This is a genomic window from Streptomyces sp. NPDC008313, from assembly GCF_042956125.1.
In the GTDB taxonomy this organism is placed as follows: Bacteria; Actinomycetota; Actinomycetes; order Streptomycetales; family Streptomycetaceae; genus Streptomyces.
In genome coordinates, this window is the sequence record NZ_JBIBFR010000015.1 from 152,317 (window position 1) to 164,843 (window position 12,527).

The following is a 12,527-nucleotide window of genomic DNA, read 5'->3' on the forward strand; positions in this document are numbered from 1 at the left end:
CTACTCGGCCCCGGCGGTGACGCCGGACCCGGCCTCCCCCTGCGCCCCCGTCTTCGCCTTTGCCGCCGTCTTCGCCTTCGACTTCGCCCTCGTCTTCGCGCGCGACCGCGTGACCGCCTTCGCGATCTTCTCGGCGTCGAGGGCGAGTTCGCGGAGCATGCCGCTGATCGGGTTGGTGAAGCCGGTGAAGTACAGGCCGGGCGCGCTCCTGGGGGTGCGGCCGCCGTGGACGACCGGCCGGCCGCGCCCGTCCAGGACGCCGAGGTGACCGACGAGTCCTTCCAGGGCTCGCCGGTAGCCGGTCGCCGCGACGACGGCCTCCGGGGCGACGCGGCTCCCGTCCGCGAGGAGGACCTCACCGCCCTCGAAGCCCTCGACGGCGGCCACGATCTCCACCCGCCCCGTGCGGACCGCCTTGATCAGGCCGACGTCCTGCACCGGGATCGCCCCCTCCCTGACCCGTGAGTAGAGGCCGGTGCCGGGCCGGGGCAGCCCGTGCGCCGACAGGTCGGGGACGCTGACCCTGCCCACCGGCCCCGCGAGCCGGTCGACGAGGCCGACGGGCAGCCGGCGGACCAGGATGCCGGTGTACTGGGCCGCCCACCCGGCGGTGGACCGGCGCAGGATGTGCGGCGCCGTGCGCACCGCGAGCCGCACCCGCGAGGCCCCGCCCTCGACGAGGTCGACGGCGATCTCGGCGCCGGTGTTGCCGATGCCCACGACCAGCACGTCACGGCCCGCGTACGGCCCGGCGTCGCGGTACTCGGCGGCATGCGTCAGCTCACCGGTGTAGGTGTCGCGACCGGGCCAGTCGGGCACGCGGGGCGTGTGGTTGAAGCCGGTGGCGACGACCACGGCGGCGCCGGTCAGCTCCCGGCCGCCGGTGGCGCGCAGCAGCCAGTCGTCGCCGGACCGCTCCACCCGGGACACCTCGACACCGGTGACGACCTCCAGCTCGTGGTGGTCGACGTACTTCTCCAGGTACCGGACCACGTCGTCCCGCGCCACCCACCGCCCGAACGAGCGGGGCATCGGCAGCCCCGGCAGCGAGGACAGCCGTCTCGTGGTGTGCAGCCGCAGCCGGGCGTAGTGCCGCCGCCAGGACGCCCCGACGTGCTCCGACCGCTCCAGCACGACGGCCCGTACGCCCCGGGCGCGCAGGGCGTACGCGGCGGCGAGCCCGCCGGGACCGCCGCCGATGACGTACACGGGGCGGTCTTCGTGGGCCGGCACCGAGCGGCGCGCCGGGGAAGCTGTCGAGTCGACCATGAGCGCGAGCGTAATCACGTCCTCCATTGATGGGTCTCGGTCAAGACCGGAATCGGTTGCGAATCGATCACGGGTGTGAGGGGAGTGGACGGACCCGGTGCGGTGGCCGACCGGTTGTGTGCGGCCGGTGGCGTCCCGGACGGGGTGTGCGGGTGCCGCCGGTGTCCCGCCCGCGCGGGCGCGGGCGGTGTGGCCGCGGCCACCCCTGCCGACAGCACCGGGGCGGGAGGGGATTCAATGGACGGATGTCCGACGCGCAGAAGATGTCCCTCGCCCGTCCCCTTCCCGAGCCCCACGGCCACGGTCTGCGGCTGCGCGCCTGGGACCCGGAGTCCGACGCTCACGTGGCCGCGTGGCTGCGCGGTCTGACCGACCCGGACTTCCAGCGCTGGAACACGCCTCTCGTGGCCGTCCGTGACATCGATGCCGCCCGTGAGTCGCTGCGCTCGCGCGCGGAGAGCGTCGCGAACGGGGAGTCCGCCTCGTTCCGGATCACGGACGCCGAGACCGGTGCCACGCTCGGCCACATCGGCGTCAACGAGATCAACCACGTCATGAGCTACGCCCGCGTCGGCTACTGGGTGCTCCCGGAGGCCCGTGGCCGGCACGTCGCCACCCGCGCCCTCGCCGTCGCGGCCCGGTTCGCCTTCACCGGCCTCGCCCTGCACCGCCTGGAGCTCGGCCACGCCCTCGGCCACGAGGCGTCCTGCCGGGTCGCGGAGCGGTGCGGTTTCCCGTACGAGGGGACGCTGCGGGAGGCGATGTTCGAGGAGGGCCGCCAGGACGCCTTCCGCGACGTGCACCTGCACGCCCGGATCACCTCGGACCCGGAGCCGCGCCTTTCTTAGCTCCTTCGCGGCCCCGCCCGGCCGGCCCCCGCCCCCTACGGCCAGAGCAGCCCGGTGGTCCACCCCTGTTCCGCGCGCCGGTAGGCGAGGCGTACGTGGCGGCGGCGGGCGTCGCCCTGGAAGAACTCCACCTCGTCGGGGCGCAGGCGGTAGAGCGTCCAGCTCGGCGCCGGGGCGTCCGGCTCGCGCCGGGCCCGCTCCCAGGCGGCCTCCGAGGCGTCCGCCAGTTCCCCGGCGGAGCCGAGCCGTTCGCTCTGCCGGCCGACCAGGGCGGCGGCCAGCGCGCCGGTCGAGCGGGCGTGCAGATCGGCCTGCGCCTCCTGCGGCGGCGCCGCCGTGACCGGGCCGCGCAGACGGACCTGGCGCCCCTGGGCGGGCCAGTAGAAGCCGAGGGCCGCCTGCGGGCGGGCGGCGAGCTGGCGGCCCTTGCGGCTGCCCGCGTGCGTCGCGAACGACCAGCCGTCCGCGTCGGCCCCGTGCAGCATCACCGTGCGGACGTCGGGCAGCCCGGCCTCGTCGACCGTCGCCAGCGACATGGTGTGCGGCTCGGTCTGCCCCGCCGCGGCGGCCTCGGCGAGCCACCGCGTGAACAGCTCCAGCGGCTCCGCGGGTGCGGCACCCGGGTCGAACCCGGGCAGCTCCGTGTCCCAGACCCGCAACGTCCTGAGCAGCTCGTGAAGATCGGTTCCCATGCCTGTGAGTATCGCCCCGCGCGGCGCCCCGTACAGCGCCGCGGGCGGCAGCCCACCGGAGTGGACGGCCGCCCGCGTGACAGGACCGACAGGACTGACAGGAAAGGGAGAAGCGAATGCAGGGAGGGTGTGAGGAGAAAGGAGGGAAAGGGGCGCGCTATCGCGTCGGCTTCTTGCCCGTGACGCCCAGATGGACCAACAGGGCGAGACTCGGCCTCAGTTCGGCCTGCTTGACACCCCACGACTGGAAACCCCGCTGGTGCGAGGCCACGGCGGCGAGCATCGCGACGAGGGAACCGGCCATCGCCGCCGGATTCACGTCCTTGTCGACCTTGCCCTTGGCCTGGAGCTCGGCGACCGAGTCCGAAAGGGAGCTGTTCACCGAATTCAGGATCTTCATGCGGAGTTTGTAGAACCGCTTGTCGCCCTCGGCGGCCCCCAGATCCACCACCCGGAGAATGGCGTCGTTGTTGCGCCAGAACTCCAGGAATCCGTCCACGAGTTCCTGCGCGGTCTGCCAGCCCGCCTTGCCGACCCAGGAGCGGCCTTCGAGCAGCTCCGCCAACCCGGCGCCCTCGGCGGCCATTTGCTCCGCGATCTCCAGGACGGCGCCTTCGACGTCCGGAAAGTACTGATAGAAGGTCGCGGGTGAAGTGCCCGCCTTCCGGGCGACATCAATGACTTTGACGTCGCGATAGGGCGACGAGCTGAGCATGTCGCTGAGGCAGTCGAGCAGCTTCTGCCTGGTCGCCTGCCCACGTCGTCCGGCCACACGGCCGTCAACGGTACGCACTTGTCCTGTCATGTCGTCAGCTTACCGACGGGTGAGGGGAGCGCGATTCGGCCGACTGCAAATGGGGAACGGCCCCATTGTGCCCGGCGAGGAAGACCCCGTACGCGAGTCTTTCGCGCCGCGAATGCCGCCTTTCGCACCACTGCGGGATCTCCCCGGAAAAGCCCACGCGAAGACCTCGCGTCCGCCCGGCTTTCGCTCGGCGAGCGCGGAGTGCGGAACGCCGTTAGCTTGGCCCCATGGCCGACTCCCCGGCACCCAGCGACCCGACACCCACCGGTCCGTCGACCGGTGACCCGGCACCCACCGGCCCGCCGCCCCCGGGGCCTGCGGCCGCCGCGCCCCCCGCCGCCTACGCGGAGGGCGTCCCCTGCTGGGCCGACGCCCAGCTGCCCGACGTCGAGGCGGGCAAGCGCTTCTACGGCGAACTCTTCGGCTGGACCTTCGACACAGGCGGCGACGGCGGCGACCGCGGCCAGGACCGGGCCGGGGACCGCGGCGAGGACCGGGCCGGCGGGGACGGCGGCGGCATCCATCTGGGCGACCCGTACGGCCCCTACGTACCGGCGTGGAGGGACGGCCGCCCCGTGGCCGGTCTCGCGCCCAAGCGGGACGGCCGGATGCCCACCGTGTGGACGGTGTACTTCGCCGCCCCCGACCCCGCCGCGCTCATCCGCCGGATCACCGCCGCGGGCGGCCAGGTGATCACCCATCCGACGCCGATCGACGGGCTCGGCACGATGGCGCTCGCCGCCGACCCCGAGGGTGCCGTCTTCGGTCTGTGGCAGGGCGGGAGCCATCCCGGCTTCGGCCGCCGGCACGAGCGTTCCGCGTTCTGCTGGGCGGAGCTGTACGCACGGGACACGGCGCTCGTCGACCGCTTCTACGGCGGGCTGTTCCACGACGCCCTGTTCGGCCCGGACGCGACGCCCGACTTCGGCCGGGTCCCGGTGTCCGACCTCTACCCGGCCGAGATGCCGCCCCACTTCCTCGTCCACTTCGGCGTACCGGAATGTGAGACGGCGCTCTCCACGGTCTCCCGGCTCGGCGGCCGCGTACTGGCTCCGCCCTTCGAGGCGTCGTACGGGCGTGTGGCCGTGGTCACGGACAGTCAAGGAGCGTCGTTCGCGGTCATCGAACGGTGAAGTTATCACCTGTTTTGTCCCAGGACACCCCGTTCCGGCCCCTGGTTAGCCACCGGTGCGAAGGAAAGGAAGAATCAGGGTGCGTGCCGCCTGGGCGGGGCGGTGGTGAGACGCTGCACGTGGCCGCGTCCATGCGTGGGCGACGCGGCCCGTACGGGGAGGTGGCAGGCAAGTGGTGGATCAGCTGACGCAGCACGATCCGCGGCGGATCGGGCCGTTCGAGGTGCTGGGGCGGCTGGGTGCCGGCGGCATGGGGCTGGTCTATCTCGCGCGCTCGGCGTCCGGCCGGCGCGTCGCGATCAAGACGGTCAGGACGGAACTCGCCGAGGACCAGCTGTTCCGGGTCCGCTTCACCCGCGAGGTCGAGGCGGCGCGGGCCGTGTCCGGCTTCTACACGGCGGCCGTGGTCGACGCCGACCCGCGCGCGGCCGTGCCGTGGCTCGCGACCGCGTACGTGCCCGCCCCCTCGCTCGAGGAAATAGTGAACGAGTGCGGGCCGCTCCCGGCCCAGGCGGTGCGCTGGCTGGCGGCGGGCGTCGCCGAGGCCCTGCAGTCCATCCACGGCGCCGGTCTCGTCCACCGCGACCTCAAGCCGTCGAACGTCCTCGTCGTCGAGGACGGGCCCCGCGTCATCGACTTCGGCATCGCCTCCGGCGTCTCCAACACCCGGCTGACCATGACGAACGTGGCCGTCGGCACGCCCGCCTACATGTCGCCCGAGCAGGCGAAGGACTCCCGCAGCGTGACCGGCGCGAGCGACGTCTTCTCGCTCGGGTCGATGCTGGTCTTCGCGGCGACGGGGCACGCCCCCTTCCACGGCGCCAACCCGGTCGAGACGGTCTTCATGCTGCTGCGGGAGGGCCCGGACCTGACGGGGCTGCCCGACGAGCTGCGGCCGCTGATCGAGTCGTGCATGCAGATGGAGGCGACCGGCCGTCCCAACCCGGCCGACCTCCAGTCCCAGCTGGCACCCCACCTCTTCGGCTCAGGCTCCGACGACAGCGGTACGGCGTCGGCGTGGCTGCCGGAGCGGGCGGTCGGCCTGATCGAGACACGCCGCGGCGGCCGTCCCGCCCCGAAGCCCGCCCCCGGACCGGGCAGCCACGGCCACGGTCACGCCGGCGGGCACGGCAGCGGCGGAGGACACGCGGCCGCGTTCCCGCCGCAGCCCTCCCGCGCACCCGCCGTCGTCGGCGCGCCCGACTCCGGCCCGGTGCGGCTCGCCGGGGCGCAGGTGCCCATCGGCCCCGGCCCGCGCGTCGCCGACGCCCGCGCCGCCGCCGTGAAGGCGCCTCCCCCCGAGGCCGGCCTGGCCGCCTCCTGGTCCCGGCCCCGGCCGGGCGTCAACGGCGCCGACCAGGCGCCCGCCGTCGCCCCGCCCATCGCGCCCCCGGAGCCCGCGAGCGGCTGGCGGCCCTGGCGGTTCCGCATGTCGAACGACGTGTGGGGGACGCCGGCGGTCGCCGGCGACCTGGTCTACGTCACGTCCTTCGAGGTCCACGCGCTGGACGTGGCGACCGGCCGGCGCCGCTTCAAGACGCGGGACGTCGCCTGGTCGATGGCGGTCGCCGACGGCCGTATCCACGCCTCCGACGGCCCCACCCTCTTCGCCCTCGAAGCCCGCGAGGGCGGCGACCTGTGGCGGCTGTCCACGGACGCCTGGGTGTACTCCCTCAAGGCTGACCGGGGCACCGTCGTCACCGGCACCCGCGGCGGCGGCGTCCAGGCGTGGGAGGCGGCCAACGGCCAGAAGCTGTGGGAGATCACCGGCGCGCAGACCGACTTCGAGTCCGCCGAGGCGGGCCCGGCCGTCCACGACGGCACGGTGTACGTGTGGAAGGACGCCCGGCTGCGCGCCCTGGAGGCCCGCACCGGCGAGGAGCGCTGGTCGTACCCCATCGGCGACGCGGCGTCCTGCGGCGGCGTCCCGGTCCGCCTGACCCCGGGTCCCGACGGCCACGTGTACGTCTCCGCGGGCACCCGCGTGCTCGCCGTGGACGTGGCGACCGGGCACGTGCGCTGGCACTTCGAGGCCCCGGCGGTCTTCCTGTGCCCGCCCGCCTTCGTCCCGGGCCCGGCGGTCACCGGCGGCGGCGTCTACCTCGCCGACTACCTCGGCACGGTCTACGCCCTCGACGCGACCGACGGCCGCGACCGCTGGCGCATCGCCACGGAGGCCCGCGCCTCGATCGAGCCGGTCCTGGTCGCCGCGGGCCACGTCCACGTGGGCAGCGGCAAGGGGCTCTACACGCTCGACGCGGTCACCGGCACCCCGAAGTGGCGCTTCCAGGCGGGCGGCGACATCGTGGGCGCGCCCGCGGTCGCCGAGGGCCGCATCCACTTCGGCTCCACGGACCACCTGCTCTACACGCTGAAGGCCGACGACGGCCGCCTCCGCTGGAAGCTCGCCACCGGCGGCGAGATCACCGGGGCGCCCGTCGTCACCGACGGCGTGGTGTACGCGTGCAGCAAGGACCGCTGCGTGTACGCGCTGGACGCGGAGAAGGGCACGGGAACGGCCCGCACGAACTGAGCGGGCCGCGTTCCCTCCGGTCGTCGCCGGCCGGTCAGCGCTGGTCGTCCCTGGGCGGGGCCTCGCGCGTCGGCTGGGGCTCCCGGTGCCAGGCGGGGCCTGATGCGTCCTCGTCCTGGGCGGACGGCCGCCGACCGGGCTCACGGGCGGGCGGAGCCGGCGGGCGCCGCCGGGCCTCCGGCCCCGGCCGGTCCGGAACGGGCGGCCGGCCCGAGGTCGCCCGCGGTCCCCGCGGCTGCGTCTGCCCGGGCTGAGCGCCTGCCTGCTCGCCGCCCTGGGCCGGCCGGTCCAGCGGGGGCCCGGAGTATCCGTTGCGCTCCCAGTCGCCCTGCGGCTCCCAGGCGTCCTGCCGGGGCTGCCCGGACGGCTCGTCCTCCCGGCCCCGGCCTCGGTGCCAGGCTTCCGCCCCGGGCTCCGGCTCCGTCCCCCGCCCCTGCTGTTCGCGGGGGTGCGGCTGCCCGTACGGGCTCTCGGACGAGGTGGGCGGCAGGGGCGCGGTATGCCCGGCCTCGTACCCTCCCTCGCCCTCGTAACCCCGCGCTCCCGGTACTCCCTGTGCCTCGGCCTGCCGTTGCGGATAGTCCTCGCGATCCTCGAGCCGCTGTCCCCGCCCGGGCCCGCGTGCGCCCATCATGGCGGCGGAGATCAGCATCAGCGCGCCACCGCCGAGTGCCGCGGCGGTGCCGATGCCCAGACCGGTGCCGTTCACGTTGGCGGTCAGCCCGCCCTCGGCCTGCCCGACGCGGATCATCCACAGGACGGCGAAGGCGAGGGTGATCAGTCCACCCAGCACGAGCAGCAGCCGCGACCGCAGCAGGACGCCGATGACCGCGAGGGCCGCGGCCACGAGGAACGGCAGGAACAGCGAGGCGAACAACTCGGCGCGCGCGTTGGTGACTCCGCCGCCCGAGAAGAGTTCACCGAGGCGGTAGAACCGCCCGTGACGGCCGTCGTACCAGGCACGGAAGGGGCTCCAGACGGCGGCCGCCGCTCCGATGAGCGCAAGTACGGCCGCGACCACTTTGCGGACCATAGGTGGCCTCCTCACAGCTCTCGATCACGACGCTACGCCGGGTGGGGGAGCCCTGCCACGCGACGAGGCGACGCGTGGCACGGCCGCTCTCCCCGAGACTCCACGGACGTGACCCGGAACGGCTCGGCGCGCGGGCGTCAGGGAGAACCGGGGCTCTTCGCGGGTATGCCCAGCGTCTGCGCGGACTCGACGAGCCGTTTGTCGTAGGCCACGAAGGCGATGAGAGCCTGCCCCAGCCCCCTCGCGGCGGCGAGGTGAAGCGCGTCGAGGGAGCGCAGACGCGTACCGGGGCACAATTGCCCGGCGCGGTCGAAGAGCGTCGCCGGAGTACGGATGAGCGCGCTTTCGTCCAGCCAGTCCTCGGCCTCCGCGAAAGTCTCCGGGGTCGCGCCGCTCGCATGCAGGGCTCGTCGGACCTCGGTACGGGTGAGATCGCAGGTCAGCACCGTGGCCGAACCTTCGGTCGACAGCCATGCCTTGAGGGCCGCCGTCTCCTGCTCGGGCTTGAAGAGCTTGAGAGCGGCGGAAGTGTCCAGGTAGATGAAGCGCATCAGCGGTCCGCGTCCTCGTCTCGCAGTTCGGCCAGTGCCTGGCTCGGCGAACTCTCCCCAGGGGCCGGCGGTGTCGTCTTGATGCGCGCGGTCTGGGCTGCGGTACGGGCTCGGGAAAGCTCCGTGAGGTCGATCAGGCCGTCGGCGACGGCCTGATTGATCGCTTCCTCGGCGGGGTCCGGGGGGACTATCCGGGCGACGGTTCGTCCATGACGGGTGACGGTGATCGTCTCACCGTGCTCAAGCCGCTTGATGACTGCGGCGGCGTTGCGTTGCAGATCACGCACAGTGATCTTGACCTCGCGCTCGTCACTCTCCATGTCGCACATGTTAGACGCATGTGCGACATGGGTTCAACGCATGCGACATCTGGCTCTTCCGTGCGCCAGCGTCAGCCGGTGAGAGAACCGCGAAGCGGAGCGGGGCGACGGGTCAACGCCTCACGTCCGCGACGAACACGGCCCAGGCGTCAGCCCGCACCACCAGCACGGGCCCACCGGGCACCTTGGAGTCCCGGACGGGCACGACGCCGGGGAGACCGGCGGCGACCTCGACGCAGTCGCCGCCGTCGCCGTTGCTGTGGCTGCTCTTGCGCCAGAGGGCGGCGCCGGGGAAGTCGGCGGCTACCTCGACGCAGTTGCCGCCACTGCCGTTGCTGTAGCTGCTCTTCCGCCAGTGGGCGGAGGTCAAGTCAAAGGCGCTGCTTGCCATTTCGATAGTCCTCAGCCGCTTCCTCGATCATGGCGAGGGACGCCTCCGGCGGCAGAGCGGCGGCCCTGAGCCGATCGTACGACCTTCGGTAGTCCTTCACGAGGGCCGGATCGTCGATGGTGTCACCGGTGTGCAGGGACTCCGTGTATACCAGTGGCGGCGCGTCAGTGAGGGTCATGACCATCGCGGTGCCGAGCATGAAGGGATGCGCCCCGCAATTCCACGGAAGCACCTGTGGAGTGATCCGGTGCCGCCGGGCCAGCGCGGCGATGTGGCCGAGCTGTTCGGCCATCGCCTCCGGCGAGAGGATCGGGTGACGTAGCAGCGACTCGTGCAGGATCACCCAGTACTCGGGCTTCGTGTGGTCCTCGTCGAAGAGGTGGGCCCGTGCGAGGCGGGCGGTCACCTTGGCGTCGGTCTTCTCCTGCGGTTCGAGGGGGTGCGTGGCCCGGACGACGGCTTCCGCGTACGCCCCGGTCTGCAGCAGCCCGGGGATGAGGGTCGGGCACCACTCCTCGATGACCTCGGCGTGCTTCTCCGCCTCCAGCACCTTCTCGAAGTACCAGGCGTGCCCGGCCCGTCGGGCCTTGCGGACCTCCTCGCAGCGGCGTCCGAAGAAGCCGTCGGTCTTCAGCACCCGGTCCACGTGTTCCGCGAGGTCGCGCGGCATCCGGCGCTCGCCGCGCTCGATCTCGCTGAGGTGGCTCTGTCCGTAGAAGCTGCCCTCGACGAGCTGCAGCAGCGTCAGCCCCGCCTCCTCCCGCTTCCAGCGGAGCTCCTTGCCGTAGAAGCAGGGGACGCTCTCCGAGCCGTCGATGTCCTTGCGCCGCACCATCGCGTACCGCCGATTCCACACGTGCCGGGGCCAGTTCCACAGTCCGGGGCCGGGAGCCCGAACCCCTTCTACGGTAGGCCGACCGGCGCCACTCTGTGACTGATTCGACACGGAGCGCACCCGAACGTGAGGTGCGTGGACGAAAGGCGCCCCTCATGCCCCCAGCGATCCCCCCCACCCCTCGCCGCCCGCCCCCTGGACGTCGAGGTGCTGGCCGTCCCGGAAGCCGTGGCCGAGCTGCGGGATGCCGTACGGGCGCACCTCGGTGAGCCGTGCCCGGAAGTGCGGCTCTGCGTAAGTGGGTTGGTCGGCAACGTCATCCGGCACGTCGGCGACGGGACCCCCGTTCGCGTACGGGTGGAGCGGGGTGCGGACGGCCGGACCCGGGTCGAGGTCACGGACCCCGACCCCCGCGTCCTGCCCGTCCTTCTGGACGCCGCCCCCGACGACGAGTCCGGGCGGGGCCTGATGCTCCTGGACGCGGTGACGCTGCGGTGGGGTGTGGTGCAGGGGAGCGCCTCGAAGACCGTCTGGTGCGAGGTGGGTGAGGCGTGAGGCGCCTGCTCACGCTGCTGCTCACGGCCGCGCTGCCCGGCACCGGCCGCCGCCGCGCCGCCCGCCCCCGGCACCGGGCGCCCCGCCCGCACCGGCTCGCCCCGCCACCGGGACCGCCGCCCCGCCCCCGCAGCCCGTACGCCCGCGAGGCCGCCGCGAACTTCCGGGTCGACGTCACCCACGTACCGCTCACTCGCCCCTACCTGCCCGCCCCACCCCCGGAACCGCCCCGCAGTGTCCAGAGCCACGAACCGTGCGGTTCGGCTAAACTTAGTCCAGTGCTTAGTCCACTCTGAGAAAACACTCAGCACCGTGAGGTCGTGATGGAAGCAGCTCGGCAGTACAACGTTCATGAGGCCAAAACGCACTTCTCCCGCATCCTGGAGCAGGTTGCGACGGGCGAGGAAGTCGTGATCAGCAAGGCGGGCGAGCCGGTCGCCAAGGTGGTGCCACTGCGGCCCAAGGTGAAGCGGACCGGACGTGGGTCGCTGCGGGGGCGGATTCACATCCCGGACGACTTCGACGAGCTGCCCGACGACATCGCCGACGCCTTCGGGATGCGCTGATGAGGCTCTTGCTGGATACCCATGTGGTCCTGTGGTGGCTCGACGACTCCCCGGAGCTGTCCGGTGAGGTGAAGGACCTCCTCGACACCGAGCCCGGTGTCCATGTGAGCGCGGTGTCCGCGTGGGAGATCGCCATCAAGCAGTCCCTGGGAAAGCTCGCCGGTCCCGAGGACCTGGCCGAACGGGTGCGGGACAGCCAGTTCACCGGTCTGCCCGTCACGGCCGGGCACGGTGTCCGGGCGGGGCGCCTGCCCGGACACCATCGGGATCCCTTCGACCGGATACTGATCGCGCAGGCCCAGACCGAGGGCATGACGTTGCTGACGAGGGACAAGTGGATCCCGGCGTACGACGTGCCCGTCATGCCCGTGTGAGGTGGGCTGCCGTGATCGGCGCGCCTCGGGCGTCGCGTCGCTCGCGCTGCCGGGCACGGCGACGGGACCGAGCGGTCGGCTCGGCCCCGTCGTGAGGTGCCGCGTCAGACAGTGTTGGTGTCCGCAGGGGTGGTGACGCTGCCCTGGGGGCTGGTGGGCATGCTGTTGTCCGCCAGGGCCGGGGTCGTCGCGGCGGTGGCGGCGCCGAGTACGAGGGCCAGCGTGGCGAGGATCTTCTTGGCTCGGGTCATTACGGCTCCTGTCGGGGGAGGGGACTTCCGAACGGCAATGCGTGACACCGGTAGACGCATCGGACAGGCCTCGGCCGCGGCGGCTCCCCCTCCGCGCCGCCGCGGCCGATCCCCGTCGGGATGCGGGTCTACTTGCCGCCGAGGTCCAGCGCCGGCGGGGCGGGCATGGCGTTGTCCATGGTCTTGATGGTGTCCTTGGCGGGCTCACCGGGCATGGCGTTGTCCAGCGCGGGTGGCGCGGGCATGGCGTTGTCCAGGGTGGTGACCTCGTCCGTGGTCGGCGGGGTGGGCATGGCGTTGTCCTGCGCCGTGGCCTCGGGGTGCTGCTTCTCGCTGCTCATGGCTCGATCTCCTCTGATTGCGTGACGAGT

Annotated in this window: 17 protein-coding genes; 7 read left to right on the plus strand and 10 right to left on the minus strand. The window is 72.9% G+C overall.

Annotation, left to right across the window (positions count from 1 at the left end; genetic code table 11):
• Nucleotides 1-1,269, minus strand: a complete 1,269-nt coding sequence (locus tag ACFY93_RS21645) for an NAD(P)-binding domain-containing protein (protein ID WP_391361413.1) — start codon at nucleotides 1,267-1,269, stop codon at nucleotides 1-3.
• Between the two features lie 245 nt (nucleotides 1,270-1,514).
• On the opposite strand from ACFY93_RS21645, the gene ACFY93_RS21650 reads away from it, so the two are divergent.
• Nucleotides 1,515-2,117, plus strand: a complete 603-nt coding sequence (locus ACFY93_RS21650) for a GNAT family N-acetyltransferase (RefSeq protein ID WP_391361415.1) — start codon at nucleotides 1,515-1,517, stop codon at nucleotides 2,115-2,117.
• A 35-nt stretch (nucleotides 2,118-2,152) separates the two neighbouring features.
• Here the strand turns inward: ACFY93_RS21650 and ACFY93_RS21655 are convergent, their stop codons facing one another.
• Together ACFY93_RS21655 and ACFY93_RS21660 are read right to left on the minus strand one after the other, a co-directional pair.
• Complete coding sequence (locus ACFY93_RS21655; RefSeq protein ID WP_391361418.1) at nucleotides 2,153-2,809, minus strand: pyridoxal 5'-phosphate synthase; 657 nt, start codon at nucleotides 2,807-2,809, stop codon at nucleotides 2,153-2,155.
• Nucleotides 2,810-2,966: 157 nt separating this feature from the next.
• On the minus strand, nucleotides 2,967-3,602 hold the full coding sequence (locus ACFY93_RS21660; protein WP_391361577.1) for a TetR family transcriptional regulator: 636 nt from the start codon (nucleotides 3,600-3,602) through the stop codon (nucleotides 2,967-2,969).
• Nucleotides 3,603-3,841: 239 nt separating this feature from the next.
• Between ACFY93_RS21660 and ACFY93_RS21665 the strand changes: the two genes are divergently transcribed.
• Both ACFY93_RS21665 and ACFY93_RS21670 read left to right on the plus strand, forming a co-directional pair.
• Nucleotides 3,842-4,747 carry a VOC family protein gene (locus tag ACFY93_RS21665; protein WP_391361421.1) on the plus strand — a complete coding sequence of 302 codons (906 nt, stop codon included), beginning with the start codon at nucleotides 3,842-3,844 and terminating at the stop codon, nucleotides 4,745-4,747.
• Nucleotides 4,748-4,919: 172 nt separating this feature from the next.
• Nucleotides 4,920-7,280 (plus strand): PQQ-binding-like beta-propeller repeat protein, encoded by a 2,361-nt coding sequence (locus ACFY93_RS21670; RefSeq protein WP_391361424.1) that lies wholly within the window; start codon nucleotides 4,920-4,922, stop codon nucleotides 7,278-7,280.
• A 34-nt stretch (nucleotides 7,281-7,314) separates the two neighbouring features.
• Here the strand turns inward: ACFY93_RS21670 and ACFY93_RS21675 are convergent, their stop codons facing one another.
• The 5 genes from ACFY93_RS21675 to ACFY93_RS21695 all read right to left on the minus strand — a co-directional run bounded on the left by ACFY93_RS21675 (nucleotide 7,315) and on the right by ACFY93_RS21695 (nucleotide 10,410).
• Nucleotides 7,315-8,313, minus strand: a complete 999-nt coding sequence (locus ACFY93_RS21675) for a hypothetical protein (protein ID WP_391361427.1) — start codon at nucleotides 8,311-8,313, stop codon at nucleotides 7,315-7,317.
• Nucleotides 8,314-8,450: 137 nt separating this feature from the next.
• Nucleotides 8,451-8,864 carry a PIN domain-containing protein gene (locus ACFY93_RS21680; RefSeq protein ID WP_391361430.1) on the minus strand — a complete coding sequence of 138 codons (414 nt, stop codon included), beginning with the start codon at nucleotides 8,862-8,864 and terminating at the stop codon, nucleotides 8,451-8,453.
• Entirely contained in the window at nucleotides 8,864-9,184 is a 321-nt protein-coding gene (locus ACFY93_RS21685; protein ID WP_391361433.1) for a type II toxin-antitoxin system prevent-host-death family antitoxin, read from the minus strand. Before ACFY93_RS21685 ends, ACFY93_RS21680 begins: the two co-directional genes overlap by 1 nt.
• Before the next feature lie 112 nt (nucleotides 9,185-9,296).
• Complete coding sequence (locus ACFY93_RS21690) at nucleotides 9,297-9,575, minus strand: DUF397 domain-containing protein (protein ID WP_391361436.1); 279 nt, start codon at nucleotides 9,573-9,575, stop codon at nucleotides 9,297-9,299.
• The gene (locus ACFY93_RS21695; protein WP_391361438.1) at nucleotides 9,556-10,410 is read right to left on the minus strand and encodes a Scr1 family TA system antitoxin-like transcriptional regulator; all 855 of its coding nucleotides are present in this window, start codon (nucleotides 10,408-10,410) and stop codon (nucleotides 9,556-9,558) included. The genes ACFY93_RS21690 and ACFY93_RS21695 overlap by 20 nt, the downstream gene beginning before the upstream one ends.
• Before the next feature lie 228 nt (nucleotides 10,411-10,638).
• Between ACFY93_RS21695 and ACFY93_RS21700 the strand changes: the two genes are divergently transcribed.
• The 4 genes from ACFY93_RS21700 to ACFY93_RS21715 are packed head-to-tail and all read left to right on the plus strand — an operon-like array spanning nucleotide 10,639 to nucleotide 11,905.
• Nucleotides 10,639-10,965 carry an ATP-binding protein gene (locus ACFY93_RS21700; RefSeq protein ID WP_391361579.1) on the plus strand — a complete coding sequence of 109 codons (327 nt, stop codon included), beginning with the start codon at nucleotides 10,639-10,641 and terminating at the stop codon, nucleotides 10,963-10,965.
• A complete protein-coding gene (locus ACFY93_RS21705; RefSeq protein ID WP_391361441.1) occupies nucleotides 10,962-11,261 on the plus strand; it encodes a hypothetical protein in 300 nt (99 codons plus the stop codon). Before ACFY93_RS21700 ends, ACFY93_RS21705 begins: the two co-directional genes overlap by 4 nt.
• Nucleotides 11,262-11,288: 27 nt before the next feature.
• Nucleotides 11,289-11,531 carry a type II toxin-antitoxin system prevent-host-death family antitoxin gene (locus tag ACFY93_RS21710; protein WP_391361581.1) on the plus strand — a complete coding sequence of 81 codons (243 nt, stop codon included), beginning with the start codon at nucleotides 11,289-11,291 and terminating at the stop codon, nucleotides 11,529-11,531.
• Nucleotides 11,531-11,905 carry a PIN domain-containing protein gene (locus ACFY93_RS21715; protein ID WP_391361443.1) on the plus strand — a complete coding sequence of 125 codons (375 nt, stop codon included), beginning with the start codon at nucleotides 11,531-11,533 and terminating at the stop codon, nucleotides 11,903-11,905. Before ACFY93_RS21710 ends, ACFY93_RS21715 begins: the two co-directional genes overlap by 1 nt.
• 104 nt (nucleotides 11,906-12,009) lie before the next feature.
• Here the strand turns inward: ACFY93_RS21715 and ACFY93_RS21720 are convergent, their stop codons facing one another.
• Together ACFY93_RS21720 and ACFY93_RS21725 are read right to left on the minus strand one after the other, a co-directional pair.
• A complete protein-coding gene (locus ACFY93_RS21720; RefSeq protein WP_391361446.1) occupies nucleotides 12,010-12,156 on the minus strand; it encodes a hypothetical protein in 147 nt (48 codons plus the stop codon).
• 128 nt (nucleotides 12,157-12,284) lie between these two features.
• On the minus strand, nucleotides 12,285-12,497 hold the full coding sequence (locus tag ACFY93_RS21725; protein WP_391361448.1) for a hypothetical protein: 213 nt from the start codon (nucleotides 12,495-12,497) through the stop codon (nucleotides 12,285-12,287).
• Nucleotides 12,498-12,527 lie beyond the last annotated feature (30 nt).

What these genes read in the sequence shown, in the direction of transcription:
- ACFY93_RS21675 (WP_391361427.1), bottom strand. Translation starts at nt 8,313, where the DNA reads ATGGTCCGCAAAGTGGTCGCGGCCGTACTTGCGCTCATCGGAGCGGCG.
- ACFY93_RS21725 (WP_391361448.1), bottom strand. Translation starts at nt 12,497, where the DNA reads ATGAGCAGCGAGAAGCAGCACCCCGAGGCCACGGCGCAGGACAACGCC.
- ACFY93_RS21650 (WP_391361415.1), top strand. Translation starts at nt 1,515, where the DNA reads ATGTCCGACGCGCAGAAGATGTCCCTCGCCCGTCCCCTTCCCGAGCCC.
- ACFY93_RS21695 (WP_391361438.1), bottom strand. Translation starts at nt 10,410, where the DNA reads ATGGTGCGGCGCAAGGACATCGACGGCTCGGAGAGCGTCCCCTGCTTC.
- ACFY93_RS21655 (WP_391361418.1), bottom strand. Translation starts at nt 2,809, where the DNA reads ATGGGAACCGATCTTCACGAGCTGCTCAGGACGTTGCGGGTCTGGGAC.
- ACFY93_RS21680 (WP_391361430.1), bottom strand. Translation starts at nt 8,864, where the DNA reads ATGCGCTTCATCTACCTGGACACTTCCGCCGCTCTCAAGCTCTTCAAG.
- ACFY93_RS21690 (WP_391361436.1), bottom strand. Translation starts at nt 9,575, where the DNA reads ATGGCAAGCAGCGCCTTTGACTTGACCTCCGCCCACTGGCGGAAGAGC.
- ACFY93_RS21645 (WP_391361413.1), bottom strand. Translation starts at nt 1,269, where the DNA reads ATGGTCGACTCGACAGCTTCCCCGGCGCGCCGCTCGGTGCCGGCCCAC.
- ACFY93_RS21715 (WP_391361443.1), top strand. Translation starts at nt 11,531, where the DNA reads ATGAGGCTCTTGCTGGATACCCATGTGGTCCTGTGGTGGCTCGACGAC.
- ACFY93_RS21710 (WP_391361581.1), top strand. Translation starts at nt 11,289, where the DNA reads ATGGAAGCAGCTCGGCAGTACAACGTTCATGAGGCCAAAACGCACTTC.
- ACFY93_RS21665 (WP_391361421.1), top strand. Translation starts at nt 3,842, where the DNA reads ATGGCCGACTCCCCGGCACCCAGCGACCCGACACCCACCGGTCCGTCG.
- ACFY93_RS21685 (WP_391361433.1), bottom strand. Translation starts at nt 9,184, where the DNA reads ATGGAGAGTGACGAGCGCGAGGTCAAGATCACTGTGCGTGATCTGCAA.
- ACFY93_RS21720 (WP_391361446.1), bottom strand. Translation starts at nt 12,156, where the DNA reads ATGACCCGAGCCAAGAAGATCCTCGCCACGCTGGCCCTCGTACTCGGC.